Annotated in this window: 25 protein-coding genes and 1 pseudogene; 18 read left to right on the top strand and 8 right to left on the bottom strand. The window is 73.6% G+C overall.

All coding sequences use genetic code 11. The annotated features are described in order from the left end of the window. Positions 1–53: 53 nt before the first annotated feature. Both J7523_RS10430 and J7523_RS10425 read left to right on the top strand, forming a co-directional pair. Entirely contained in the window at positions 54–335 is a 282-nt protein-coding gene (locus tag J7523_RS10430) for an HU family DNA-binding protein (protein WP_291885892.1), read from the top strand. Between the two features lie 115 nt (positions 336–450). Beyond that, complete coding sequence (locus J7523_RS10425) at positions 451–867, top strand: Fur family transcriptional regulator (protein WP_291885890.1); 417 nt, start codon at positions 451–453, stop codon at positions 865–867. On the opposite strand, the gene J7523_RS10420 is transcribed toward J7523_RS10425, so the two are convergent. Beyond that, positions 842–1,327: a DUF6328 family protein gene (locus J7523_RS10420; protein WP_291886202.1), complete on the bottom strand. Its 486-nt coding sequence runs from the start codon at positions 1,325–1,327 to the stop codon at positions 842–844. The genes J7523_RS10425 and J7523_RS10420 overlap by 26 nt on opposite strands. A 96-nt stretch (positions 1,328–1,423) precedes the next feature. Between J7523_RS10420 and J7523_RS10415 the strand changes: the two genes are divergently transcribed. After that, the gene (locus tag J7523_RS10415; RefSeq protein ID WP_291885887.1) at positions 1,424–2,485 is read left to right on the top strand and encodes a low specificity L-threonine aldolase; all 1,062 of its coding nucleotides are present in this window, start codon (positions 1,424–1,426) and stop codon (positions 2,483–2,485) included. 115 nt (positions 2,486–2,600) lie between these two features. Here the strand turns inward: J7523_RS10415 and J7523_RS10410 are convergent, their stop codons facing one another. Both J7523_RS10410 and J7523_RS10405 read right to left on the bottom strand, forming a co-directional pair. Next, positions 2,601–5,213 carry a glycoside hydrolase family 6 protein gene (locus J7523_RS10410; protein WP_291885885.1) on the bottom strand — a complete coding sequence of 871 codons (2,613 nt, stop codon included), beginning with the start codon at positions 5,211–5,213 and terminating at the stop codon, positions 2,601–2,603. Between the two features lie 204 nt (positions 5,214–5,417). Beyond that, positions 5,418–6,446 (bottom strand): LacI family DNA-binding transcriptional regulator, encoded by a 1,029-nt coding sequence (locus tag J7523_RS10405; RefSeq protein ID WP_291885883.1) that lies wholly within the window; start codon positions 6,444–6,446, stop codon positions 5,418–5,420. A 208-nt stretch (positions 6,447–6,654) separates the two neighbouring features. Here J7523_RS10405 and J7523_RS10400 point away from each other — a divergent pair, with 208 nt between their 5' ends. Continuing rightward, entirely contained in the window at positions 6,655–9,294 is a 2,640-nt protein-coding gene (locus J7523_RS10400) for a substrate-binding domain-containing protein (RefSeq protein WP_291885881.1), read from the top strand. Positions 9,295–9,360: 66 nt separating this feature from the next. On the opposite strand, the gene J7523_RS10395 is transcribed toward J7523_RS10400, so the two are convergent. After that, positions 9,361–11,133 (bottom strand): DEAD/DEAH box helicase, encoded by a 1,773-nt coding sequence (locus J7523_RS10395; protein ID WP_291885879.1) that lies wholly within the window; start codon positions 11,131–11,133, stop codon positions 9,361–9,363. Positions 11,134–11,401: 268 nt separating this feature from the next. Beyond that, positions 11,402–11,815 carry a CoA-binding protein gene (locus J7523_RS10390; RefSeq protein WP_291885877.1) on the bottom strand — a complete coding sequence of 138 codons (414 nt, stop codon included), beginning with the start codon at positions 11,813–11,815 and terminating at the stop codon, positions 11,402–11,404. 160 nt (positions 11,816–11,975) lie between these two features. On the opposite strand from J7523_RS10390, the gene J7523_RS10385 reads away from it, so the two are divergent. The 8 genes from J7523_RS10385 to J7523_RS10350 all read left to right on the top strand — a co-directional run bounded on the left by J7523_RS10385 (position 11,976) and on the right by J7523_RS10350 (position 18,094). Further along, positions 11,976–12,563 carry a CDP-alcohol phosphatidyltransferase family protein gene (locus tag J7523_RS10385; protein WP_291885875.1) on the top strand — a complete coding sequence of 196 codons (588 nt, stop codon included), beginning with the start codon at positions 11,976–11,978 and terminating at the stop codon, positions 12,561–12,563. Next, positions 12,560–13,522, top strand: a complete 963-nt coding sequence (locus tag J7523_RS10380; RefSeq protein ID WP_291885873.1) for a DUF881 domain-containing protein — start codon at positions 12,560–12,562, stop codon at positions 13,520–13,522. The genes J7523_RS10385 and J7523_RS10380 overlap by 4 nt, the downstream gene beginning before the upstream one ends. After that, complete coding sequence (locus tag J7523_RS10375) at positions 13,519–13,851, top strand: small basic family protein (protein ID WP_291885871.1); 333 nt, start codon at positions 13,519–13,521, stop codon at positions 13,849–13,851. The genes J7523_RS10380 and J7523_RS10375 overlap by 4 nt, the downstream gene beginning before the upstream one ends. Beyond that, positions 13,848–15,323, top strand: coding sequence for a DUF881 domain-containing protein (locus J7523_RS10370; protein WP_291885868.1), 1,476 nt, complete (start codon positions 13,848–13,850; stop codon positions 15,321–15,323). Before J7523_RS10375 ends, J7523_RS10370 begins: the two co-directional genes overlap by 4 nt. A gap of 135 nt (positions 15,324–15,458) precedes the next feature. Further along, positions 15,459–15,944, top strand: a complete 486-nt coding sequence (locus tag J7523_RS10365) for an FHA domain-containing protein (RefSeq protein WP_291885866.1) — start codon at positions 15,459–15,461, stop codon at positions 15,942–15,944. Between the two features lie 46 nt (positions 15,945–15,990). Then, positions 15,991–16,767 (top strand): MerR family transcriptional regulator, encoded by a 777-nt coding sequence (locus J7523_RS10360; protein WP_291885863.1) that lies wholly within the window; start codon positions 15,991–15,993, stop codon positions 16,765–16,767. Positions 16,768–16,833: 66 nt separating this feature from the next. Then, positions 16,834–17,352, top strand: a complete 519-nt coding sequence (locus J7523_RS10355; protein ID WP_291885860.1) for a bifunctional nuclease family protein — start codon at positions 16,834–16,836, stop codon at positions 17,350–17,352. A 154-nt stretch (positions 17,353–17,506) separates the two neighbouring features. Continuing rightward, positions 17,507–18,094 carry a MerR family transcriptional regulator gene (locus tag J7523_RS10350; RefSeq protein WP_291885857.1) on the top strand — a complete coding sequence of 196 codons (588 nt, stop codon included), beginning with the start codon at positions 17,507–17,509 and terminating at the stop codon, positions 18,092–18,094. 51 nt (positions 18,095–18,145) lie between these two features. Here the strand turns inward: J7523_RS10350 and J7523_RS10345 are convergent, their stop codons facing one another. After that, complete coding sequence (locus J7523_RS10345) at positions 18,146–18,913, bottom strand: ParA family protein (RefSeq protein ID WP_291885854.1); 768 nt, start codon at positions 18,911–18,913, stop codon at positions 18,146–18,148. Between the two features lie 122 nt (positions 18,914–19,035). Here J7523_RS10345 and J7523_RS10340 point away from each other — a divergent pair, with 122 nt between their 5' ends. From J7523_RS10340 to J7523_RS10330, 3 genes are read left to right on the top strand one after another with little or no spacing between them, the layout of a single operon-like run. Beyond that, positions 19,036–19,677, top strand: coding sequence for an MBL fold metallo-hydrolase (locus tag J7523_RS10340; RefSeq protein ID WP_291885851.1), 642 nt, complete (start codon positions 19,036–19,038; stop codon positions 19,675–19,677). Between the two features lie 58 nt (positions 19,678–19,735). Beyond that, on the top strand, positions 19,736–19,879 hold the full coding sequence (locus tag J7523_RS10335) for a hypothetical protein (protein ID WP_291885849.1): 144 nt from the start codon (positions 19,736–19,738) through the stop codon (positions 19,877–19,879). Positions 19,880–19,915: 36 nt separating this feature from the next. Next, positions 19,916–20,401: a GNAT family N-acetyltransferase gene (locus J7523_RS10330; protein WP_291885847.1), complete on the top strand. Its 486-nt coding sequence runs from the start codon at positions 19,916–19,918 to the stop codon at positions 20,399–20,401. On the opposite strand, the gene J7523_RS10325 is transcribed toward J7523_RS10330, so the two are convergent. Then, entirely contained in the window at positions 20,402–21,406 is a 1,005-nt protein-coding gene (locus J7523_RS10325) for an AraC family transcriptional regulator (RefSeq protein WP_291885846.1), read from the bottom strand. A gap of 119 nt (positions 21,407–21,525) precedes the next feature. Here J7523_RS10325 and J7523_RS10320 point away from each other — a divergent pair, with 119 nt between their 5' ends. The 3 genes from J7523_RS10320 (at position 21,526) to J7523_RS10310 (ending at position 24,607) form a co-directional block, all read left to right on the top strand. After that, the gene (locus J7523_RS10320; RefSeq protein WP_291885843.1) at positions 21,526–22,260 is read left to right on the top strand and encodes a class I SAM-dependent methyltransferase; all 735 of its coding nucleotides are present in this window, start codon (positions 21,526–21,528) and stop codon (positions 22,258–22,260) included. A gap of 99 nt (positions 22,261–22,359) precedes the next feature. Continuing rightward, complete coding sequence (locus tag J7523_RS10315; protein ID WP_291885840.1) at positions 22,360–23,067, top strand: DUF1361 domain-containing protein; 708 nt, start codon at positions 22,360–22,362, stop codon at positions 23,065–23,067. A 514-nt stretch (positions 23,068–23,581) separates the two neighbouring features. Then, positions 23,582–24,607 (top strand): tyrosine-type recombinase/integrase, encoded by a 1,026-nt coding sequence (locus J7523_RS10310; RefSeq protein WP_291885837.1) that lies wholly within the window; start codon positions 23,582–23,584, stop codon positions 24,605–24,607. 82 nt (positions 24,608–24,689) lie between these two features. Here the strand turns inward: J7523_RS10310 and J7523_RS10305 are convergent. Then, positions 24,690–24,908, bottom strand: a pseudogene (locus J7523_RS10305) (methyl-accepting chemotaxis protein); the annotation flags it as partial.

Here is a 24,908-nt window from a genome sequence, read left to right as displayed (position 1 = left end):
CCCCGCCCGGGGACCGGGCCGCATGTCCCACAGTCAACAAGGAGCATGATTCCGTGAGCGTGAACCGCACCGAGCTCGTCCAGGCCGTCGCCGCCAAGGCCGGCCTCTCCAACACCGAGGCGGACAAGGCCCTCAAGGCCTTCCAGGAGGTGCTGGTCGAGCAGCTGTCCACCGGCGAGAGCGTGACCATCCCCGGCTTCCTGGCCGTCGCGCGTGCCGAGCGTTCGGCCCGCACGGGCATCAACCCGCAGACCGGCGAGAAGCTCGAGATCCCGGCCGGCTACCGCGTCAAGCTGACGGCCGGCAGCGCCCTCAAGCGCGCCGTCCAGGGCTGAGCACAGCCGCAGCTGCGTCGGGCCGGGCACGACCTCCTCGGGGGTCGCGCCCGGCCCGTCGTCGTTCCTGAGGTCGACTATGATGCGAACGACTCTCAGGAAGGTGGGCGCGGCGATGGTGGTGCGGCAGACGCGGCAGCGTGCCGAGATCCTCGACCTCCTCGACGACGTCTCCGAGTTCCGCAGCGCGCAGCAGCTGCACGAGATGCTCCGGGCCCGGGGGTCGAGCGTCGGCCTCGCGACCGTGTACCGGGCGGTGCAGAGCCTGGCCGAGACGGGCGAGGTCGACTCCCTGCGCACCGCGGACGGCGAGTCCGTGTACCGACGGTGCGCCCAGCGCAGCCACCACCACCACCTGGTGTGCCGTTCGTGCGGACGGACCGTCGAGATCGACGCCGGTCAGGCGGAGGCCTGGGCTGCCTCGGTCGCCGCCGCGCACGGCTTCGACGACGTCGACCACACGATCGAGCTGATCGGCACGTGCGCGACGTGCCGCGCGGCCGGACTCAGGCCTTCGCCCGGACGGCGATGACGCGGGGGAGAACCCACCAGCACGCCACGAGCATGACGAGCACCGCGCCACCGACGACCCACCCCGCGGTCCGCGAGACGACGATGTCGAACAGCAGCATGGGTCCGCCCGCGAGCACGAGCGCGAGGATCAGCAGGCCGGCCCGCGCGAACCAGTTCGCCGCGCCCACGAGCTGCGCCTTCATGCGGCGGCGGAACAGCGCCCGGTGCAGGCTCACGGGCGCCACGATGAGCGCGGTCGCGACCGCCGCGAGGACCACGAGCACCAGGTACAGCCGGACCTGGTAGTCGTCGAGGTCGGCGAACCGCTGCTGGAACGGCAGCGTCAGCAGGAAGCCCGTGAGGATCTGCGCGCCGGTCTGCGTCACGCGCAGCTCCTGCAGGAGCTCGTCCCAGTTGCGGTCCATCCGCTCCGTGAACGTCTCGTGCCTGTCGTCCGTCGGGTCCGCGTCGTGCTCCACCGTCACCGTTCCTCGTCGTCGTCGGTCGGATCATCGCGCATCAACCGTGTCGCCGCCGCTGCGCGCGAACGCCCGCAGGCGGGGGAGACTGTCCCCGTGACCCGACTGCACGACGCCGACCACCGCGACTTCGCCTCCGACAACTACGCGGGCGCCCACCCCGAGGTCCTCGCCGCGATCGCCGAGGCCAACGGCGGCCACCAGATCGCCTACGGCGAGGACGTCTACACCGCACGCCTCCAGGAGGTCGTCGCCGCGCACTTCGGCCCGCAGGCCACCGCGTACCCCGTGTTCAACGGCACCGGGGCCAACGTGCTGTCCCTGCAGGCAATGCTGCCCCGGTGGGGTGCCGTCATCTGCGCGGACACCGCCCACATCCACACCGACGAGAACGGCGCACCGGAACGGGTCGCCGGCCTCAAGCTCCTCACCGTCCCCACACCTGACGGCAAGCTCACGCCCGAGCTCGTCGAGCGGCAGGCGTGGGGCTTCGGCGACGAGCACCGCGCGCAGCCCGGCGTCGTCTCGATCACGCAGGCCACCGAGCTCGGCACCCTCTACACGCCCGACGAGGTCCGCGCGCTCGCCGACCACGCGCACGGGCTCGGACTGCGGCTGCACCTCGACGGCGCCCGCATCGCGAACGCGGCCGCCGCGCTCGACGTGCCGCTGCGGGCGTTCACCACGGACGCGGGCGTCGACGTCGTGTCGCTGGGCGGCACCAAGAACGGCCTGCTGTTCGGCGAGGCCGTCGTCGTCCTCGACCCCGACGCGGCCACCGGTCTGCCGTACCTGCGCAAGATGGACATGCAGCTCGCGTCGAAGATGCGCTTCGTCTCGGCGCAGCTCGTCGCGATGTTCGAGGGCGACCTGTGGCTGCGGTCGGCTCGGCACGCGAACGCGATGGCCGCACGGCTCGCGGCCGGTCTCGCCGAGATCCCCGGTGCCGACATCACCCAGCCGACGCACGCGAACGGCGTGTTCGTCGCCCTGCCCGCCGACGTCGCCGCACGGCTGCGGGAGCGCTGGCGCTTCTACGACTGGCGCCTCGAGACCGGCGAGGTGCGGCTCATGTGCTCGTTCGACACACAGGAGTCCGACGTCGACGAGCTCGTCGCCGCGGTCGCGGCAGCTCTCGGCGCGGTGCCGACGGCCTGAACCACGGCCTGGACGCTCCGGACCGCTCGGCTCGGGCCGACGTCCGGTCCCGAGCAGAGACGAGCGGGGGCCCTCCGGCGAACCGGAGGACCCCCGCTGCGTCATGCGGTGCGGATCAGCCGATGGTGCAGGGAGCACCGTTCAGCGTGAACGCGGTGGGGTTGTTGTTCGTCCCCGTGTGCGAGCCGTTGAAGCCGATGTCGACCGACTGGCCGGCGGCCAGCGAGCCGTTCCACGCGGCGTTCTTGGCCGTGACCGTCGTGCCGGACTGCGACCAGTCGGCGCTCCAGCCCTGCGTCACCTTCTGGCCGTTCGCGAACGAGAACCCGAGGCTCCAGCTCGACAGCGCGGACGTGCCGGTGTTGGTGACCTTGACCGAGGCCGTGAAGCCGTTGTTCCAGCTGTTGGCCGTGTAGGTGACCTTGCAGGCACCGGTGGTCGTGGTGTTCTGCGTCGTCGCCGTGACGGCGGTGGAGGCGGCGGAGACGTTGCCCGCGTTGTCCTTGGCCTTGACGGTGAACGTGTACGCCGTGTTCGCGGACAGGCCGGTCACGGTGTAGCTCGTCGTCGTCACCGTGGCGACGAGCGTCGAGCCCTGGAACACCTGGTAGCCGGCGAGGCCGGAGCCACCCGTGTTGTCCGTCGACGCGCCCCACGACAGCGCGATGCTGTTCGTCGTCGTGGTGCCCGCGGCGAGCGCGGCCGGGACCGACGGCGCGGTCGTGTCGGTGACCGTGCCCGACTGGGTCGTCGCCGAGACGGCCGACGACGCGGCGGACACGTTGCCGGCGACGTCCTTGGCCCGGACGGAGAACGAGTACGCCGTGCCGGCGGTCAGGCCGGTCACCGCGTAGCTCGTCGACGTGGTGGTGCCGACGACGGTGGAGCCCTGGAGCACCTCGTAGCCGGCGACGCCGGAGCCACCCGTGTTGTCCGTCGACGCGTTCCACGACAGCGGGACCGAGGTCTGCGTCGTCGTGCCGGCGGTCAGACCGGTCGGGACGGACGGCGCGGTGGTGTCCGTGGTGCCGCCGTTCGCGGTGGTCACCGAGACGGCCGACGAGGCGGACGACACGTTGCCGGCGGCGTCCTTCGCCTTGACCGTGAACGAGTAGGTCGTGGCGGCCGACAGGCCGGTGACCGAGTAGCTCGTCGTGGTGGACGAGCCGACGAGCGTCGTGCCGCGGTAGATGTCGTAGCCGGTGACGCCGACGTTGTCGGTCGACGCGGTCCACGACAGCGAGACGGAGCTCGACGTCGGCGTGCCGGCCGTGAGGCCCGTGGGAGCCGTCGGCGCGGTGGTGTCGGTCTGGTTGTTGCTGCCACCGATGACCGGGTAGGCGTTCTTCACCAGGGTGACGAACTGCTCCTCGAACCACTGACCCGCGAGCGGGGCGTTCGGCGTGGCGCCGGTGAGCTGGTTCTTGAGCTTGGGCGACACGTAGGTCGGGTCGCACATGCGGTCGAAGCTCTTGCCCTGGTCGTTCGCGATCTCGGTGGACGCACCGTCGGACTCGCCCGGAGGCTTGATCCAGACGAACGCGTCGAGGTGCGAGGCCGTGTAGCCGGACGGCGAGGCCTGCGGCAGCTCACCGATGCCGGCACCGAGCGGGTTGCACCACGCGCCGCGGTGCACGCGCTTGTCGACCTTGGACGCGTTGACGTACGTGTTGAGGTCCGTGCTCGTCGAGGCGGCGGTCGGACGGTTCGGGCCGCCCCAGCCGTTGCGCGACGTGTCGATGAGCATGCCGATCGACGACGGGAAGCCCGCCGCGACGAGCCGCGAGTACATGTCGGCCGTGAAGTCGGCCTCGTCGAGGTCGGGGTTCCACTCGTAGAAGTCGGCCGACCGGATCTGCCCGCTGCCGACCTGCTTGCTCGAGTCGGGCAGGAACGGCTCGTTGAGCGGCGTCGAGTTGGCGGTGTCGGAGATGAACCCGTCGACCGACGCGACACCCGCGGTGGTGGTCTTGGCGACCTCCGCGAACAGCTGCGCGGACGGACCGGCGTTGCTGTCCCAGCCGAGCCAGCCGGAGTGACCGATGTCGATGTAGTTGTACGCGTTCGGGATGGCGTGGAACTTGTCGAGCGCGTACTTCACGCCGGCCCGGTAGTAGGGCGCGGCCTGCTGGCAGAGCGCCTCGGAGCTGTTCGTGACGAGGTTGGGCAGCGAGTCGGGCTCGATGGTGAGCGCGAAGCGCAGACCGGAGTACTTGCTGTCCGAGAGCAGCGCCGCGATCGCGTCGATGTACTCGGTCTTGTAGCGCGCGAGCCCGGCGTCGGTGGCGGGCAGCTCACCGTTCGAGGCCAGCGCGTAGCAGTCACGACCGGGCAGGTCGTAGATGACGATGTTGACGACGATCGGCGTCGAGCCCGACTTCTGCGTCAGCGCGTTGTCGAGGTGGAACTTCAGGCCCTTGCCGTCGGCGTTGCCCGTGATGGCGCTGATGCGGTCCATCCACACGCCGGTCGGCTGCTTCGCCACCGTGTGCATCTTGGCCGCGAGCGACGCGTCGGTCTGCCGCGTGGCAGCGCTCTCAACGGACGCCGCCCACGTGGGGTTCACGTACTGCGTGGCGCCGGCGTACGGGTTGTCGACGTGCGCCTCGGCGGCGCTGGCACCGGTCGCCGAGAAGGTCAGCGGGACCGCCACCATGGCGGTCGCCGTCGCAGCCGTCGCGGCGGCGCGCAGACGCCGCCCGACTGCTCTCTTGCCGTGTGTGGACACGTAGTCCTCCGGATGTCGTTCGGCACACCCGGCAGACCGTCCTGCTCAGGCGCGAGTCGCCCGGGGGGAGTCCACGGCGACTGGCGGCCACCTGATCACGCGGCCCATCCGGACGGCACGGGGCAAATCGTTTAAGCACCCCGCTTTACCGAATCGTGACATTCCGTGTCGCGACGGTGCCGTCCGGGCGAGCCGCGCGGGCCGTCAGCGCGACCGCGGACCCGTGCTGCCCCGCACCGCGAGGCCGCCGAGCTGCAGCTCGCGCCGCGCCCGCACGTCGCCGTCGAGCACGGCCAGGACTGTCTCACCCGTCGCGGTGCCGAGCTCCCGCTGACCCGAGGGGAGCGTGGTGATCGACGGCGTCGCGAGCCGGCACAAGGCCGAGTCCGACCCCGCGACCAGCGACAGGTCCCACGGCACCGCGAGGCCGGTACGCCGCGCCACGTCGAGCGCCGCGATGGCCATCTGGTCGGTGTCGAACACGATCGCCGTCGGCGCGCGCCCGCTCGTCAGCAGCCGCCTCGTCGCGACCGCCGCCTCCTCCGCCGTCCCCGCCGTCGCCTCGTGCACGAGCGTGCCGCCCGCGGGGTCGAGCACCTGCTCCAGCGCCGCCGCACGCGTCCGGGTCCGGGCGAGAGCCGCGGGGCCGGTCACCGCCGCGACCCGCCGGTGACCGAGCTCGAGCAGGTACCGCGCCACCCGGGTGAACGCCTCCGCCTCGTCGAGCGCCACCGACCCCAGGTCGTGCTCGCCGTCGCCGCCGACCACGACCGCAGGTGCCCGCAGCCGCCGGAGCGCATCGATGCGCGGGTCCTCGAGGAGCACGTCCGTCACGACCATGACGTCGAACCGACGCTCGGCCCACCACTCGCCGTAGAGCGCGACCGCGGCGTCCGGCCCGTCGACGATCTGGAGCACGAGCGCGAGGTTCCGCGTCGCGAGCACCTCCTGGAGCGACGTGACGAACTCCAGCACGCCCGACGCGGGCGCCGCCGGGCCGGCCGCGCCACGGTCCACCACGAGGCCGACCGCCCGTGGACCGGTCCGCATCGAGCGCGCCGCCGCGCTCGGACGCCAGCCGAACTCGTCGGCGACGCGCAGCACGCGCTCCCGTGTCGCGGCCGAGACGCCCGGTCTGCCGTTGAGGGCGTACGAGACGACGGCGATCGAGACGCCGGCGGCGCGGGCGACGTCGGTGATGGTGGGGCGTCTGGTCGGGGGAGCGACCGGCACACCGACGCCCCCTGCGGGGGTCGGGACCGACGGTCCGGATGAACCATGACGCGCTGAGTCATATGCAGGTGTGACCACGATCACCTAGTGTGTCGCCCGATGCGGGTCAAATGCATCATCTCGACTCCGACGATGTGGGCGAGGGGTGTCTGTGATGGGAACGGTGCGGCGTGGGCCGGTGTCACCGACGGCACGACGAACGATCGGCGTGCTGTCGCCCGTCGTGGGCGGCTTCTACTTCGGTGCGCTCATCGCGGGCGTCGCCCGGGCAGCTCGAGCCGCAGGTCACCGCGTCGTCGCGGTCCAGACGTACCCGGCCGGGCTCGACCGTGAGCGGTACCCCGACGAGTCGATCCTCGACGCCCCGGTGGCGCTCGGAGCGGTCGACGGGCTCGTCGTCGTCGGCCGGGCGCTGCGCGCCGACCGTCTCGCGGCCGTCCAGCAGTGGGGCGTCCCGCTCGTGCTCGTGAGTGAAGAACCCACCTCGGCCGATGACCCGGTGGTCGTCCCCGACAACGACGGGGGCATCCGCGCGGCCGTCGAGCACCTCCTCGGGCACGGCCACACCCGGATCGGCTTCGTCGGCTGCCTGACCCAGCGCGACCAGCGGGAGCGGTTCGCGGCGTACCGGGCGGTCCTCGCGGAGCACGGCATCGAGGTCGGTGAGCACTGGTCGTACGAGGCGTCCGACAACCACGAGCAGGGCGGCGCCGACGCGGCGGCCCGGATGTTCGCCGCCGGCATGCCGACCACCGCCGTCGTCGCCGCGACCGACCGGAACGCCATCGGCTTCCAGCGCGCCCTGCGCGCCGCGGGTCTCGTGCTGCCGCGCGACCAGGCCGTCATCGGGTTCGACCACGCCGACTCGGGCGCCCGTGTGACACCGCGGCTCTCGACCGTGGACGCGCACTTCGACCGCGTGGGAGAGACGGCCGTCTCGCTGCTGCTGTCGAAGATGCGCGGCGAGGACGTGCCCGGTGGCGAGTACCGCGCCCCGTCGTCGCTCGTGCTGCGCGAGTCCTGCGGCTGCACCGACGTCGCCGCGTCCACCCGCGTCGGCGCCCCCGGTTCGACGCTCGCCGCCTGCCACCAGGCCCTGCGCGCGGTCGCGGAGTCCGCGTTCGTCGGGCCGCTCGGTGCGGGTGCCGGGCGTCGGTCGGGCAGCGCACCCCGGGACACGTGGTGGCACGCGGTCGTCGAGCCGCTCGAGGCCGCGGCGGACCGGGGCGCGGTGCCCAACCCGCCCACGCTCGCACGCCTCGCCGACCTCACGTCGGCCATGCAGCCGCACCCCGAGGCCCTCGAGCAGCTCGTCACGTGCGTCCGTGCGATCGAGCAGCACCAGGTGGAAGCGCTCTCCGAGCCGGAGCACGAGACAGCGCTGCGGCGCACCGTCACCGAGGTGCTCCTCGCACTGACCAAGGGCTGCACGCGCGCGATGCTCGCCCGCAGCGGACAGCTCGAGCGGACCATCGTCGACCAGTACGAGGTCGACATGGACCTGCTGCGCGGTGACGGCGCGAGCCCGCGCGCGCTCGGCTGGCTGCCCCGGGGCGTCCGCGGGCACGCGTGCCTGGCGCTCTGGCTCGGCGCCGACCGGGGCCCGGGTGACCGCGAGATGGAGATCGTCGGCGTCCACGACACGTCCGGCACGCTGTCTCGCCTGGTGGGCATGCGAACGACCGCGAGCCAGTTCCCGCCCGCCGCCCTGACCCGCGCCGGCACCGTCGGCTCGAACGAGCTCACGTTCGTCGTGCCGGTGACGTTCGGCGGGAGCGACTGGGGGCTGCTGGCCATCGACGGCACGGTCGAGACCCGAGCGACGAGCGCGCGCGACCGGTTCAACCACTGGGCCGCCCTGCTCGCCGTCGCGCTCGACCAGGAACGGCTGCTCGCCTCCCTGCGCGAGCAGCGGCGCGCGCTCGAGCAGGCCGCGGCCCGCGAGCGGTCGCTCGCCGACACCGTGCGGGCGAGCGAGGAGCGGTACGCCCTCGCGTCGATGGCCGCGCACGACGGCACGTGGGACTGGGACGTCTCCGCCGGCACGGTCTACTACTCGCCGCGCTGGAAGCAGACGCTCGGCTACGACGACGACGTGATCGGCGACTCGCCCGGCGAGTGGCTCGAGCGCGTCCACCCCGCGGACCGCGACGAGGTCTCCGCCGCCATCGCGTCGCAGCTCGCCGGCACCGGGACGCCGCTCGAGCTCGAGCACCGTGTCCGCACGTCGTCCGGCGACTACCGCTGGATGCTGTGCCGCGCGGTCACCGTCCTCGACGACGCCGGCTGTCCCGCGCGTCTGGTGGGCGCCCTCGTCGACGTGACCGAGCGCAAGGAGGCCGAGCTCGCGCTGCAGCGGGACGCGCTGCACGACCCCGAGACGGGCCTCGTCAACCGCCTGCTCTTCCTCGACCGGCTCGGCACGGCGGTCCTGCGCACGCGCCGGTCGCCGACGTACGACTGCGCGCTCGCCGTCGTCCGTGTGATCGACGACCAGGCCGTGCCGACGCAGGGCCGCCCCGACGGCGACGCCCGGGTCGACCTGCACCGCGAGCTGGTCCGCCGGCTGCGGCGGCCCCTGCGCGAGGGCGACACGCCGGCGCGCATCGGCGAGGACGAGTTCGCGGTGCTGCTCGACGACGTCGGCCCCGGCGGGCTGCCGGACCGGCTCTCGCAGCTGCTCGACCAGCTCCAGCACGAGATGGGCACACGCGTCCGGGTCGGTGTGCTCGGCAGCATCCGCGGGTTCCGGGACGTGGGCGAGGTGCTGCGCGAGGCGGACATCGTCGTCCTGCGCGGCGGACCCGCTCCGCACCGCGCGGAGGCGCGCGGACCCGTGCTGCGCTGACGGCAGACGCAGCAGAGCCCCGGACCGTCGTGCGGTCCGGGGCTCTGTGGTGCGAGCGGTGGGTCGTCAGCCGCGGCCGCGGTGCGGGCCGTGCGACGGGCGCGACGCGCCGTGACCCGGGCGCGGGCCGGTGTCGACGCGGATCCGCAGCGGACGGCCGGCGACCCGCGTCCTGGCGAGGCGGTCGACCGCCTCGGGCGACAGTCCGCCCGGGATGTCGACCAGCGCGAAGCTGCCGAAGATGTCGATCTTGCCAAGGTCCTTGCCGGACAGACCGCCCTCGCCGGTGAGCGCGCCCACGAGGGCGCCCGGCTGCAGGCCGTCACGGTGACCGACGGCGACCCGCCAGCGCGGCGGGCCTCCGGCGATGTGGGTCTCGGCACGACGACGCTCGCGCGGCGGGCCGTCGCGGTGGTCGTCGTGACCGCGGGCGGGCGCGAGGTGCGCGCGCTGCAGGGCGTCGTCCAGGTCGTCGCCGGTGCGCGCGACGGGACCCTCGTCGCCGACCGCGAGCGCGGTGAGCACCGCGAGCAGCTGGACGGGCGTGACGTCGGGGTGGGCGGCCAGGTGCGCCTCGATCGCGGTCGTGTACATGTCCAGCCGGCCGAGCTGGGCCCGCTCGGCGGTGCGGGCCAGCAGGCGCTCGACCCGGTGCGCCGACACGTCGGCGGGCGACGGGATCGTGATCTGCTCGAGCGGCGACCGGGTGGTGCGCTCGATGAGACGCAGCCGGGACTGCTCGGACGGCGTGACGAACGCGAGCGCCTCGCCCTGACGGCCGGCGCGGCCCGTGCGACCGATGCGGTGCACGTACGTCTCCGGCTCGCGCGGCACGTCGTAGTTCACGACGAGGCCGATGCGGTCGACGTCGAGCCCGCGCGCGGCCACGTCGGTCGCGACGAGCACGTCCAGCGCGCCGGAGCGCAGGCGCTCGACGATCTTCTCGCGCTCGGCCTGAGCGACGTCGCCCGAGATGTACGCGGCGGAGATGCCCTTCTCGACGAGCGCGGACCCGACCTCCTCCGCGGCACCGCGGGTGCGGACGAAGACGATCGCGGCGTCGGCGTCGCTCACCGCGAGCACGCGCGACAGGGCGCCGATCTTGTGCCGGTGCGGCACGACGGCGTAGGTCTGGCGGACCGTGGTCACCGTCGAGGACTGCCGGGCGACCGTGATCTCGACCGGGCGCTCGAGGTGCTGGTCGGCGACGCGACGGATCGCGGGCGGCATGGTCGCGGAGAACAGCGCGACCTGGCGCGGGCGCGGCGTGGCCTCGAGCACGCGCTCGACGTCCTCCGCGAAGCCCATCCGCAGCATCTCGTCGGCCTCGTCGAGCACGAGGTAGCGGACCGCGTCCATCTTCAGCGTGCGACGGTCGAGGTGGTCCAGCACGCGACCGGGGGTGCCGACGACGACCTGCACGCCGCGCGAGAGTGCGCGCTGCTGCGGCAGGAACGGTGCACCGCCGTAGACCGCGAGCACGCCGAGCCCGGGCAGGTGCGTCGCGAACGACTGGATCGCGTCGGCGACCTGCATCGCGAGCTCGCGCGTCGGCGTCAGCACGACGGCCTGGACGGCAGCGAGCTCGGGGTCGACCGATGCGAGCAGCGGCAGGCCGAACGCGGCCGTCTTGCCGGTGCCCGTCTGGGCGACGCCGACGATGTCACGTCCCTGCAGCAGCGCGGGGATCGCCTGCGCCTGGATGCCGGACGGCGTGACGAAGCCGAGGTCGGCGACCGCGCGGCCCAGTGCGGGGGGAAGGCCGAGGTCGGCGAACGTCGGACCGGCCGGCGTCGGGGAGTCGGAGGTGGGCAGGTCGGAGGGCACAGAGGTGCTCATGGCAGCAGCAGACCGATCGTCGTCGCGGGGGAGGAGCCCTGACCCGGACGCCGTGGTGGCAGCCGGCAGGTCGCAGCCCCGAACACCCATGGCCGACCGTCGGGGACGGTGGCTCGACATTTCTCGCGAGGATGCTGACCGCTGATCGGCGGAGGCACCCAGACCGGGGGACGCGACGAACTCCAGGTTCGAGGGACATCCTACGGTGCCGGACGCCTCCTGACGTGGCCGGACGGCGGTGACGTCGGGCACACGACGGCGTCCCCGGTCAGGACAGCCCGAGGGCGCGCCCCTCGATCGCGGGGCACCGGTCCATCACGACGTCGAGCCCGGCGTCGGCGGCGCGCCGGGCGGCGTCCTCGTCAACCACCCCGAGCTGCAGCCACACGGCGCGCGCGCCGACGGCGATCGCGTCGTCGACGACCGCCCCGGCCAGCGCGCTGTTCACGAAGACGTCGACGACGTCGACCCGACCGGGCACCTCGGCGAGCGACGCGTATCCCGGAGCGCCGTGCACGGTCTCGGCGTGCGGGTGCACGGGCACGATCTCGTGCCCGATCTGCTGCACGTAGCGCGCGACGCCGTACGCCGGCCGAGCCGTGTTCGTGGACAGGCCCACCACGGCCCACCGTCCGGGCGTGGTGAGCAGACGGCGGATGACCTCGGGGTCGTTGAGCTCCATCCCGGCAGCGTCGCACGCGGGCGCCCACCGCGCAGCGGTGCCGCCCGAGCGGGTGACGTGCTCGGTCGCCGGCGGTGTCTCGTGGCGTCACGGTCGGGGCCACGCCGCGGGCCGCATAGGATCGACGCGGCCAGCGACCGCACACCCGACGGGGGAGGCAGTGACGCAGAACGACGTCGTCACCTCGCGGGTGCTGACGGTCCCGAACCTGATCAGCCTCGTGCGACTGCTCCTCGTCCCCGTGTTCGCGTGGCTCATCGCGACCGGCCGGGACGCGACCGCGGTCCTCGTGCTCGCCGTGTCGGGCGCGAGCGACTGGCTCGACGGGGTGCTCGCGCGCCGGCTCGGTCAGGTCTCCCGGCTGGGCCAGCTGCTCGACCCCGCGGCCGACCGGCTGTTCATCCTCGTGACCCTGTTCGCGCTCGCGTGGCGCGACGTCGTGCCCTGGTGGCTGCTCGTGGCGATCGTCGCCCGCGACGTGGTCCTCGGGGTCATGCTCCTGGTGCTGGCCCGCGCCGGATGGGCTCCGCCGCCCGTCCACCTCGCCGGCAAGGCGGGGACGTTCGCGCTCCTGTACGCGTTCCCGCTGCTGCTGCTCGCGCAGTGGGCCGCGCCCGTCGGCACCGTCGCCTGGGTGGTCGGCTGGGCGTGCGCGCTGTGGGGCGTCGGCCTCTACTGGTTCGCCGGCGTGCTGTACCTGATGCAGGCCCGCCGGCTGCTGCGCGGCCCGGTGCCGGAGCACCGATGAGCACCCGGCACTCCGCCGAGTCGGCACGCCCGCTCGACGCGTCGATGACGCTCCTCAACGAGGTGTACCGCCGACCGCTCGACCCCGGCTACGCGCAGGCGGCGGCCCGGCGGGCGCAGGACCCGTCGCGGCGCACCGTGCAGTCGGGCGCCGGCCTGCTCGTCCTCGCCGTGGTGCTCGGACTGCTCGTGACGACCGCCACGCTGTCGCTCCGACGGCCCGCCGGCTCCGTGGTCGCCGCCCGGCACCTGCTGGAGCAGCAGATCGTGCAGCGGGGCGACGAGGCTGCCGAGCTCCAGGAGCAGGTCGAGACGCTGAGCGCCGAGATCGCGCGGATGCAGGACGAGCTCCTGCGCGAGGAGGAGCCCGGTCTCGGGGCACAGCTCGCGAGCGACGCGGTGGCGTCCGGCGCCGTGCCCGTGACGGGTCCGGGCCTGCGCGTCGTCCTCACCGACGGTCCCACCGACGACCCCGACGTCCTCGACTCCCCGTCCCGGGTCCGGGACAGCGACCTCCAGGTGCTGGTGAACGGCCTGTGGGCCGCCGGGGCCGAGGCCGTGTCCGTGAACGGCGAGCGCGTCACGTCGATGACGGCGATCCGCAGCGCCGGCGACGCGGTCCTCGTCGACCTCGTCGCGCTGGCCAGCCCGTACACGGTCGACGCCATCGGGGACGCCCCGGCCATGCAGACCCGGCTGGCGCAGGCGAGCGCGGGGCAGTACCTCGCGACGCTGCGCAACTCCTACGACATCGGGGTCAAGATGTCGTCCGAGCACTCGCTCTCGCTCGCGGGCACCGGGCAGACGACGTTCTACTACGCCACGGTCCCGCCCGAGCAGGCGCCGAAGGTCTCGCCCACGCCCGGCGCGACGCGCGAGGACGGTCGGCCGACGGGGAGTGCGCCGACGGGCGGCGGTATGGCAGGGTCGGCAGGTCGCTCGGGGAGGGATGGCACGTGATCGCAGTCATCGGGTTGGTCGTCGGCGTGGTCGCCGGGCTGCTGCTGCAGCCCACGGTGCCCGTCGAGCTGCAGCCCTACCTCCCGATCGCGGTTGTCGCGGCGCTCGACGCCCTGTTCGGCGGCCTGCGTGCGATGCTCGACGGGATCTTCGACGACCGCGTCTTCCTCACGTCGTTCCTGTCGAACGTGGTCGTCGCTGCGCTCATCGTGTTCCTCGGCGACCAGCTCGGGGTGGGCACTCAGCTGTCGACCGCCGTCGTGGTGGTGCTCGGCATCCGGATCTTCTCCAACGCCGCGTCGATCCGCCGGCACCTGTTCAAGGCATGACAGTGGACGGGTCGCAGCGCGACGGGCACGCGCCGGGTCCGCCCGACGAGCCCGACGAGGTCGCGCCGAGAGACGACGTCGACGACCTTCTCGAGGACCCGGGGGTGCCCGCGTCGGCCCCGGCGGGCGACCACGAGCAGCACTCGGACGACGCCGAGACCGATCTCGCCGCGCAGCACGAGCTCACCGCCGAGACCCGGGCGATCACGGTGGTGCCTGCGCCACGCTCGGTCGACCCGGCCGACGACGGGGTCCTGGCCCCGGACGAGGCGCACGTGCTCGACGAGACGCTCGCGCCCGACGCGACGCACGTGCCCGACGAGCCGCACGTGCTCGATGGGCCGCACCTGCCCGATGAGCTGCACGACGCCGACGAGCCGGAGCCGGCTCCCGCCGCCCCGCCGTTCGGCCGTGACGCGCCGACCGACGTCCTCCCACCGGTCGACCTCGGTCCCGAGCCGGCCCGCGGCTCGCTCGACGACGAGGCCGTCCTGACGTCGCATGCACTGCCCGACCCGCTCGTGGACGACGTGCCTCTCGACCAGCACGACGACGGTGCGGCAGCACCCGGACCGGTGTTCTTCACGGACGTCGACCCGGAACCTTCCACCGGCACGCCACGGGAGGCACTCGACGCGCCGGGCCCTGCCGGCGAGGTGACGCCCGAGCCGGACGGCGCCCCGACCAGCGCGCCCGAAGCCGTGCCCGCGCCGACCGCGCCCGCGCCGACCGCGCCCGCCGAGGGCGAGACGAACGGCTGGGTGGTCCTGGGCCGCGCCCTGCGCCCCCGGCTCACGCGCGCCCAGCTGCTCGCGGCCGTGCTGTGCGCGGTCCTGGGCTTCGCGCTCGTGGTGCAGGTCCGCCAGACGGGCGGTGCGAGCCTCGAGGGCATGCGGCAGGCAGACCTGGTCCGGATCCTCGACGAGACGACGACCCGCGGCGACGCGCTCGCCCGGGAGGCGGCGGACCTGCAGCGCGAGCGCGACGGTCTCGTGTCGGGCTCGGACACGCGGCAGGCGGCGATCGACGCCGCGGAGCGCAACGCCGCCACCCAGGGCATCCTCACGGGCCGGCTGCCCGCCGAGGGGCCCGGCGTCACGGTGACGCTGACCGAGCCCGACGGCGCGATCAAGCCGGCCACGATGCTCAACCTGCTCGAGGAGCTGCGCAACGCGGGGGCCGAGGCCATCGAGCTCAACGGGCAGCGCATCACGGCCAGCAGCGCGTTCACGGGCACGGCCGGCGCCGTCGAGGTGGACGGGGTCACGCTGCACGCGCCCTACCAGTGGATCGCGATCGGCGACCCCGACATCATCGGCCCGGCCCTGAAGATCCCGGGTGGCGCACTCGCGCAGGTCCGCAACAACGGGGGTCACGGGACGGTGGACGCGCAGGACCTCGTCCAGGTCACGGCCGTGCGCGCGGTGCCGGACCCGGTCTACGCGACGCCCGTCCCGCCGCAGACCGATTGATCCGGATCGTGCGCGGCGCGGTCCGCCCACGGGCGCACATCGTGCTGCGCGCACACGGCGCAGCCGCATAGGGTGTGCCTGACCACCTCACGGCAGCGGTGGTCGACGGCACGAGCAGGGCTCCGGGAGGCGTAGATGAGCGACGATCAGCAGGCCCCGGGGGGACAGGACCCCCAGGTCGCGCGGCCCGCGTACGGCCCGGACACGACCATGGCGTTCGGCTCCCTCGAGCCGGTCGAGATCGAGGCGGCGGCGCCGGTCGGGCTGACGCCGGACGAGGTGGCCGCGGTGCACGCGCTGCCGCCCACGAGCGCGCTCCTCGTCATGCAGCGCGGCCCGAGCGCCGGTGCGCGGTTCCTGCTGGACGCGGAGCGGACCGTCGCCGGGCGGTCCACGCAGGCGGACATCTTCCTCGACGACGTCACGGTGTCGCGCAAGCACGCCGAGTTCGTGCGGGACGGGCAGCAGTTCGTCGTGCGGGACATCGGGTCGCTGAACGGCACCTACGTCAACCGTTCCCGCATCGACCAGGTGGTCCTGCGTGCGGGCGACGAGGTGCAGATCGGCAAGTACCGCATGACGTTCCACCCGAGCCCGCAGCGTGAGTCGCCGCGCTCGTGAACGGGATGTCACGAGTGTCGGTCGGGACGGCGGGGGTGGTCGGCGGATGAGCGGTGCCGGGGCGCAGCAGCGCGCCGTCGTGGTCGAGGCGGTGAGCGAGAGCAGCGTCGCGCAACGGAGCGAGCCGTGGCCGCGGGGGCTGTCCCGTCGCGCGTCCATGCGCATCTCCGACGTGCTCGCCGCCCTCCGGCTCGAGTTCCCCGCCGTGACGACGTCGAAGCTGCGCTTCCTCGAGGAGCAGGGCCTCGTCGAGCCGGTGCGGACCCCCGCCGGGTACCGCCAGTACTCACCCGCGGACATCGAGCGGCTGCGGTTCGTCCTGCGGCAGCAGCGCGACAAGTACATGCCGCTCAAGGTCATCAAGGAGCGCCTGGCGGCCCTGGACGCGGGCGAGGAGGACGAGCCGACCACGCCGGCCCGGCTCGCGACGCGCGACGGCGTCCGGGAGACCCCCGGCGTGCGGTGGACGGTCGAGGCGCTCGCTCGTGAGGCGGGCGTCGAGCCGGCGTTCGTCGAGGAGCTCGTGACGGCCGGCGTCCTGCGCACGCACGGGCGGTCGTCGTTCGACCCGTGGGCCCGCGACGTCGTCGTCGCCGCGGCCGCGCTCGCCGAGCACGGGATCGACGCACGCCACCTGCGCCAGTTCCGCACAGCGGCGGACCGCCAGGCCGACATCGTCGAGCAGGTCGTCGCGCCGTGGCGCGGTCGGCGCAGCGCGTCGTCGCGGGCCCGCGCCGGCACCGTGGCGGCCGAGGTGGGCGAGCTGTGCACACAGATGCACACCGCGCTCGTGCGGGCGGCCGTCGCCGAGCTCGCGCCCTGAGCGGACCGCCGCGTCCGGTCCGTGCCCGGCCAGCCGGATCGTCCCAGTCGTCGTAGCGTGGGGCGCGTGGGAGAGGACGCCGAGCTCGTTCCGGTCGAGGTCGTCGGGGTGCGCCAGCACCTGGCCGACGACGAGATCGTCGTGCTGCTCCTCGACCCCGACTCCGAGCTGCTGGTCCCGATCCTGATCGGCCCGTCGGAGGCGAGCGCGATCGCGTCGGCGCAGGCGGGGATCGTGCCGCCGCGCCCGATGACGCACGACTTGCTGCGCGACGTGCTCCTGGCGACGGGGTCGGGGCTCACGCGCGTCGAGATCACCCGTCTGGAGGACGGCGTCTTCCACGCCGAGCTCGTGCTCGAGACCGGCCCGCGGGTGGACTCGCGCGCGTCGGACGCGATCGCCCTGGCGCTGCGGTTCGGGTGCCCGGTGCTGTGCTCGGCCGAGGTCGTGGCGGTCGCGGGGATCGAGGTGCGGACCACGACGTCGGAGCAGGACCTCGAGCGGTTCCGCCGGTTCCTCGACGTCGTCACGCCCGACGACTTCGGGAGCGGCGACGAGCCTGGGGAGGACACCCGCGCGGACTGACGGCGCAACATTCACCCTCTGGTCGAAGGTGAGACTCGCCGACGGCGACACGCCCGGACCAGGGGTTCGTTGCATCGGCACCTGCCCGGGCCTAGCGTGGCAGGCAGTCAAGTCGGGGTGCGCATCGCGAGATGCGTGTCGAGTGGAGGACCACGTGGTCAGCAACGAGAACGCCGAACCCGTGGTCGGGGTGCCGCAGCGCGTGCAGGGCCTGCTGTTCGACGACGACCTCCCCGACCTGGACACCTCGACGGGCTACCGCGGCCCGACCGCGTGCCGCGCGGCCGGCATCACGTACCGCCAGCTCGACTACTGGGCGCGCACCGGGCTCGTCGAGCCGTCGGTCCGCCCCGCCACCGGCTCGGGCACGCAGCGGCTGTACAGCTTCCGCGACATCCTCGTGCTCAAGGTCGTCAAGCGGCTGCTCGACACGGGCGTGTCGCTGCAGCAGATCCGCACGGCCGTCGGTCACCTGCGGGAGCGCGGTGTCGAGGACCTCGCGCAGATCACGCTCATGTCGGACGGCGCGAGCGTCTACGAGTGCACGTCCGCCGACGAGGTCATCGACCTCGTCCAGGGCGGCCAGGGCGTCTTCGGCATCGCCGTCGGGCGCGTGTGGCGCGAGGTCGAGGGCACGCTCGCGGAGCTGCCGACGGAGCGCGCCGAGGACGACGAGTCCGCACCGCTGCCGGTCGCGAACGACGAGCTGGCGCTGCGCCGCCAGGCGCGCAACGCAGGCTGACCGCCTGATCCGTCCGTGGGCGGGCGCTGACCCGGCCCCGGCGATGCGCCGTCAGTGGCGCGGTGCGCGCAGGGCCCGGTCGAGGAGCGCGTCGAACACCTTCGAGAGCTCGGCCGCCGCAGCCCCGGGCCAGACGTGCACGGGCTGGGCCGCGCCCTGGGCCTGCTGGAGCGCGGCGCGCTCGGGCACGGCGGGGGAGAGCACCAGGGGCCCGTACAGCGTCGCGAGCTCCTCCTGACGGAACGCCTGCTCGACGGACCGTGCGCGCACGCGGTTGACCACGATGCCGAGCGGCTGCAGCTGCGGCGCCGGTCCGCGCCGGAGCTCGTCGATGGTCCGCATCGCCCGGCCCACGGCCATGACGGCGAAGAGCCCCGGCTCGGTGACGACGACCGCGCGGTCGGCGGACGTCAGGCCCGTGCGCGTCAGCCCGCCCAGCGACGGCGGGCAGTCGATGATCACGAGGTCGTAGCCACGGACCCACGACAGCGCGTAGCGCAGCCGATCGACGTCGGCGTCGTCCAGCCGGTCGTGCGTGGCGGAGCGCTCGGAGCCGGCGAGCACGTCGAGACCCTCGTCAGCCCAGGTGCTCGGCGCGGTCGCACCGCGGACGGTGGCCTCGCCGGGCTCGTCGAGCACGGACGCGACGTCGGCACCGGGCGCGGGCCGCACGCCGAGCGCCATGGTGGCGTCGCCCTGCGGGTCGAGGTCGACGACGAGCGTCCGGAGCCCACGCTCCAGCGCCGCCGACGCGAGACCCAGCGTCACGGACGTCTTGCCCACGCCACCCTTGAGACTGCACACCCCGAGCACCAGCACGGCGCCACCGTAACGGGCCGCGGCCTCCCGACACGAAACGGGCGGCGCCACGGACCTGCCGAACCGGGCATCGACGCCCAGATCGCCCGGCGGACCGGTCAGATGTGGGAAAGACTGCCCTCATGACCCGGCTGACCCGATGGGGGCACTCGTGCGTGCGCCTCGACCGTGACTCCGCGACCCTCGTCATCGACCCGGGGTCGTTCTCCGCGCTGGACGACGCGCTTGCCGGCACCACCGCCGTCCTCGTCACGCACGAGCACGTCGACCACGTCGACGTGGAGCGCGTGTCCGCGGCGACGAAGGAGGGCGTCGACGTCTGGGCTCCGCAGGCCGTGGTCGACGCCCTGTCCGGCGGCGGCGCGTCCGCCGACCGTCTGCACGTGGTGCGCGGCGGCGACGCGTTCAGCGCGGGAGGGTTCGACGTGCAGGCGCTGGGCGAGTGGCACGCGCTGATCCACGCCGACGTCCCCCGGGTGGCGAACGTGGGCTACCTGGTCGAGGGCGTCCTGCATCCGGGCGACGCGTACGTCGACCCGGAGGGGGCCCAGGTCGACGTCCTGCTCACGCCGCTCGGCGCGCCGTGGCTCAAGCTGGGCGACGTCATCGACTACGCCCGCCTCATCGGCCCGCAGAGGGTCGTCGCGGTGCACGACGCGCTGCTGAGCGACGCCGGCCGCTTCCTCGCCGTCTCGCTGCTCGGCCGGCTCGGCGGGGCGGGTGAGCCGGTCGTGCTCGATCCCGGCGACGGGATCGACCTGTGAAGGCTGACGGGGCCGCCGGGTTCCCCGTAGCGTGGACGACGTCCGAGAGGAGAGCCAGGTGACGCAGCCCCCGGGGCACGAGGTGCCCGAGCTCGAGTACGACGAGACCGTGCCGCCGCGACCCGAGGAGGAGATCGCCGACGTCGCGCGCGCGGTCCCGGACCCGGAAGGGCACGGGGCCTCGGCGCGCGAGGAGCCCTGAGTCACGCGAGCCCGCGCCGTGAGGCATCCTGTGCCTGTGCTGATCCACCGTGTGGTCGAGGACGACTGGCCGCTGATGCAGGAGGTGCGGCTTCGGGCGCTGCGTGAGGACCCCGAGGTGTTCGGGTCGTCGCTGGCGCGCGAGGAGCGGTTCCGCGAGTCGCACTGGCGGATGCGCACACGCTCGAGCCCCAGCTGGATCGCGCTCGACGAGTCGGGGACCGGTCGGGGCATCGTCGGCATGATCCTCGAACCGGGATCACCCGAGGACGACCGGCACGTCGTGTCGCTGTGGGTCGCGCCCGAGGTCCGTCGGCGCGGTATCGGCTGGACGCTGCTCGACACCGTGCGTCAGGCGGCACTCGACGACGGCGCCAAGACCCTTTCCCTCTGGGTCGTCGACGAGAACCACCCGGCCGTCGACCTGTACGTCCGGGCGGGCTTCACCCGGACCGGGGAGCGTCATGAGACGCAGCGGGAACCGTCGAAGACCGAGGAGCGGTACGTCCTGACGCTGCGCTGATCAGGCGCGCGCCTGCCGGCGCCACTGCAACGGCGTCACGCCGTGCTGCTCGCGGAACCGGCGCACCAGGTACGTGGAGTCGCGATAACCCGTGCGCTCGGCGACGACCGCGACGGGCAGGTCGGTCTCGACCAGCAGGCGGCGCGCCTCGATCATCCGACGCTCGGTGAGCCACTCGAGCACGGTCCGGCCGGATCGCTCGCGCACGACCGTCGTCAGGTGGCCTGTCGTGTAGCCCAGGGCACCGGCGACGTCGCGCGTCGAGACCGGCTCGCGGAAGCGCGACTCGACGACGTCGAGCACGGCGGCGACGATCGGGTCGCGAGCCCATCCGCCCGCCGGCGCGTCGGCGTCGGTGACTACGCCGGCCGGGGGAGGGGCGGCCACGTCGGACGCCATGCGCGAGAGCGACACGAGGAGCAGGGTCAGCGCTGCGGCGGCAGCCTCGGGCCCGCCCGGTCGCACGGGTTCGGGGGAGTGTGCACCGGTCTCGGCGGCCAGCAGCCCGAGGAGCGTCGCCCACGAGCCCCGCTCACGCTCCGGCACCCGCCACACGCGCGGAGCACCTTCGCCCAGGCGACCGAACGCGGTGAGCAGCGGGTGCTGGCGCCAGGCCAGCGGCGCCACTGCCTGCGGACCGAGCGCCTCGGCGGTGAAGAACGCGAGCCACACACGGGCGTCGGCAGGGAGCGCCGACGCGCCGCGCACGACCTCGCCGGGTGCGACGAGGCACACGTCGCCCTCGCCGAGGGCCCACTCCCGCGTATCCACCCGCAGCGTCCCGGCGCCACGCTCGACGTGCACGAGGACGTGGAAGTCGTGCGCGTGCGGGCCGTCCCCGGGCACGTGGTCCGGCCGCAGGTCGCCGCCGACGACCAGCTCGGCGCCGATCGGGACCGTGCCGGGCGCCGGCAGGTACGCGATCACCGGCGTCCCGTCCGCCCGGCGTCGCCGCACCCGCGTGCGGGGGAGCAGCGGCCCGCTCGCCGAAGAACGTCGCACCATGCCGTACTTCCGTCCTGGTCCCACGGCCGCGGCCGCAGCACGCTCGTCGTAGCCCGTCCGCCGCGGCTCTCGTCCCGGTGGCACGGCCCCAGGTTCGCACGACGGAACAGGTGATCCCCATGAGCTCGCAGCACGACGTCCGCCTCATCGACGGCCTCGCCCCCGGTGCCTCGCCGGAACCGTACCTGCCCGCGGCCGGCAAGACGTGGCTGCTCCCGCTGTACGACCCGCTGACCCGCCTCGGCGGTGTCCGCCGACGGCATGCGCGGGTCGTCGAGCTGGCGGGGATCACGTCCGGCGACCGGGTGCTGGACCTCGGCTGCGGGACCGGGAACCTCGCGCTGCTGGTCGCGCGGTCCGTGCCCGGCACCGTCGTCACGGGGGTCGACCCCGACCGGGCGTCGCTCGAGCAGGCCGCCCGGAAGGCGCGCCGCCGCCGGCTCCCGATGACGCTCGTGCGTGGCTACGGCCAGGCGATCCCGATGCCTGACGAGAGCGTCGACCACGTGGTCTCGGCGCTCGCGCTGCACCACGTCGACCCCGACGCGCGGGCGGCGACCGCGGGGGAGATCCGGCGGGTGCTGCGCCCGGGCGGGACTGTGACGATCGCGGACTTCAGCGCTCCGGGCGACGAGCACGGCTCGGGCGGGCACGGGTCGGGCGGCCACGGAGCGAGTCGACACGGGCGGCGCAGGACGTACGGCCACAACTCCCGGCATGCGCTTGCCGAGGGCAACGGGGACGGGGGACTGGTGCAGCTGCTCACGGGCGCCGGGCTCGTCGGGGCAGCCGAGGTCGACCACGACCGCATCGCGGGATCCGCGCTCGTCTACGTCCAGGCGCACCGCCCCTGACCAGCCGCGCACGACGCGGCAGGGCTGCACGGGGCGGGCGACATCGATAGCGTCGCGACAGGCAGGCGCGGGCTCGCGCCCACGAGGGAAGGGGGCCGCGTGCTGCTGGAGGCCACCCTCGTGGGCGTCGTCGGCATGAACGCCCTGGCGGTCCTCCTCGTGCTGCTGCGTGCGGCGGCGTTCCACACGCGGCTCTACCGGCCGATGCTGCTCAACGTCGGCCTGTCGGTGGCACCCGTGCTCGTCCTGGGCGCAGGCGTGCTGGTCGTCGCGATCACTCTGGCGGCCGGCGTGCCGCGTGGCGTCGCGATCGCCGTCGAGGTCGTCGTCGTGCTGGTGTGGCTGCTCCTGCTGCCGAACGCCGGGTACCTGGTCACGGAGCTCAACCTGAGCCACCGGCGACCCGGGGACGAGGTGCCCGAGTGGTTCGACCTCCTGCTCGTGCTCTCGCTGGCGATGTCAGGCGTCCTCAACATGCTGACGAACGTCTTCCTGGTGCAGCTCGCGTACGCGGGGGTGCGGTTCAACGCGGTGGACGCGCTGGAGGGGGCCGAGATCCGGGTGCTCACCGTGCTCGTGCTCGTGCTTGCGTCGTTCGGCGTGTACATCGGCCGGAACGTGCGGGTGAACAGCTGGGACGTGCTGCACCCGTGGAGCCTGGTGGCGAAGATCGTGCGGCACCTGCGGGCCGGGCGGAATAGCCGCGACGCCGCGGGATTCACGCTCGTGTGCGGCGCGTTCTTCGGGCTCATGTACCTGGTGGTCGTCGGTCCGCTCGTTCGGGCGGTCATCCTGCTCGACGCGTGACCGACGAGCCGCGCCGTCGGCGGCGTTCCGGGGAGGGGTGCGCGGCGCCGCACGGTATGGGCCTCACCGCCGGATTGACATAATGCCCATTATCGGCGTTCTGACGGTGAGCGAGCGGGACGGCGCAGAAGGGGTCGGATCCCTCCCGGCAGGCCCAGATGCACAGGCGCCGGCGAGGCTCCGGCTGCACGGACCGTCGAGACAGGCTCGCTCTGCGCGACTCGAGAACGCCTCGGGGTCAGCGCCGGCGCGTCGCGGCGAGCATCGCGTGGACGGCCGGGCGTCGAGTCGTCGTCCGGCGTCGGCACCGGCGTCCCGAGGTCGTCGTCCCGGTGTCAGCCCAAGCCGGCCGTCGTGCGCCGTCCGATGCACGCGTCACGAGCACGTGCGCCCCGACGCACCGTCGAGGCCTTTCCGAACCGCGGAGTGCCCGAAATCCGCGCATAGGGAGCACTATGCGAAGGTTTCTCATGACGCTCCCCATCCTGTCGGACCCCGCCGCTACGGTGCCCGCGTGCTGCTCATCGACGTCGTCGACCCGTTCCTGCTCGACCGGGCGACACTGACCCGCCGCGGCCTCAGCGAGACGTCTCGAGCGGCGTACCGCGCGGACATCGCCACGTGGGCCAGGCAGATCGCCCGCCTCGACGGACGCCTTCCCCCGCGACCGACGTCCGGCGACCCGGACCCGTTCACGATCGTCTCCGTCGCGGACCTCACCGAGTCGACGATCAAGTCCGCGTACCGGGTGATCCGGTTGACCGAGGCACCCGCCACCGTGCAGCGCCGGGTCGGCACGCTGCGGCTGCTCATGCACTGGCTGCTGGTGGAAGGCCACCTGACGAGCGACCCGACGCTGCGGATCGAGGCGCCGCTGCGTCCGACCCGTCTGCCGGCAGGGTGGGACGACGACGAGCTCGCCCGGCTCGCTGCCACCGTGTGGCAGGACCGTCCGGGACGCCCGAACTCCCGACGGTGGCCCGCACTCGAGCGCGCGTGCTTCGCGATCCTCGCGACGACCGGTCTGCGGGCGGCGGAGCTGTGCGCGCTCACGAACCTGTCGATGCGCGACGCCGGGCAGGAGGCCCTGCTCGACGTCATCGGCAAGGGTGACCAGCAGCGCGCCGTGCCGATCCCACCGGAGGCCGTCTCCGTCGTCCGGCACTACGTCACCGAGCGCGATGCCCGCCTCGGCACGCAGCCGCCCTCCGCTCCCCTGCTGCTCACGACCCAGGGCACTCCCCTGACCCGCGGCTCCCTGCGGCACCTCGTGGACGGCTGGATCACCCGCGCCGGCATCAGCAGGTTCGACGGCGAGGCCGTGCACGCCCTGCGGCACAGCTACGCCAAGGGACTGATCCGCTCGGGTGTCCCCGCGCCCGCCGTGCAGAACCTCCTGGGCCACCGGGACCTCAAGACCACCGGGATCTACGTGAAGGCGACCGCGGCCGACGTGCGGGACGCAGCCCTCCTGTCCCCCGCACGCCGCGTGCTCCGTGAGGTGAGCGCGCCCGTGGCCGATCCCGCACCGGGCGTCTAGCCGGTCTCCACGCCGCTGGACGACCTCTTCACGCCGTGCGGCCCTCGCCGAGGCACGCTCGTGCTCGCGTGCGCATGGACCGTCAGAAGGTGAAGGTCGCCACCTGTTCGCGCAGGTCACGAGAGAGGCCCGCGAGCTCGGCCACCTGGTCCGAGACGGACGCGATGGCCTGGGTGCTCGATGCGGCCGCGGTGGCGACGCCCGTGATGTTCATGGCGATCTCGCCCGAGCCCGTGGCGACCTCCGTGACACCGCGCGACATCTCGTTCGTGGTCGCCGTCTGCTCCTCCACCGCCGAGGC

It is taken from the genome of Cellulomonas sp. (assembly GCF_017744555.1).
Classification (GTDB): domain Bacteria; phylum Actinomycetota; class Actinomycetes; order Actinomycetales; family Cellulomonadaceae; genus Cellulomonas.
The sequence above is the reverse complement of the archived record's forward strand: the minus strand, read 5'-3'. Positions and strand labels throughout refer to the sequence as shown.

What these genes read in the sequence shown, in the direction of transcription:
- J7523_RS10425 (WP_291885890.1), top strand. Translation starts at nt 451, where the DNA reads ATGGTGGTGCGGCAGACGCGGCAGCGTGCCGAGATCCTCGACCTCCTC.
- J7523_RS10395 (WP_291885879.1), bottom strand. Translation starts at nt 11,133, where the DNA reads ATGAGCACCTCTGTGCCCTCCGACCTGCCCACCTCCGACTCCCCGACG.
- J7523_RS10390 (WP_291885877.1), bottom strand. Translation starts at nt 11,815, where the DNA reads ATGGAGCTCAACGACCCCGAGGTCATCCGCCGTCTGCTCACCACGCCC.
- J7523_RS10380 (WP_291885873.1), top strand. Translation starts at nt 12,560, where the DNA reads ATGAGCACCCGGCACTCCGCCGAGTCGGCACGCCCGCTCGACGCGTCG.
- J7523_RS10370 (WP_291885868.1), top strand. Translation starts at nt 13,848, where the DNA reads ATGACAGTGGACGGGTCGCAGCGCGACGGGCACGCGCCGGGTCCGCCC.
- J7523_RS10365 (WP_291885866.1), top strand. Translation starts at nt 15,459, where the DNA reads ATGAGCGACGATCAGCAGGCCCCGGGGGGACAGGACCCCCAGGTCGCG.
- J7523_RS10360 (WP_291885863.1), top strand. Translation starts at nt 15,991, where the DNA reads ATGAGCGGTGCCGGGGCGCAGCAGCGCGCCGTCGTGGTCGAGGCGGTG.
- J7523_RS10340 (WP_291885851.1), top strand. Translation starts at nt 19,036, where the DNA reads ATGACCCGGCTGACCCGATGGGGGCACTCGTGCGTGCGCCTCGACCGT.
- J7523_RS10325 (WP_291885846.1), bottom strand. Translation starts at nt 21,406, where the DNA reads ATGGTGCGACGTTCTTCGGCGAGCGGGCCGCTGCTCCCCCGCACGCGG.
- J7523_RS10320 (WP_291885843.1), top strand. Translation starts at nt 21,526, where the DNA reads ATGAGCTCGCAGCACGACGTCCGCCTCATCGACGGCCTCGCCCCCGGT.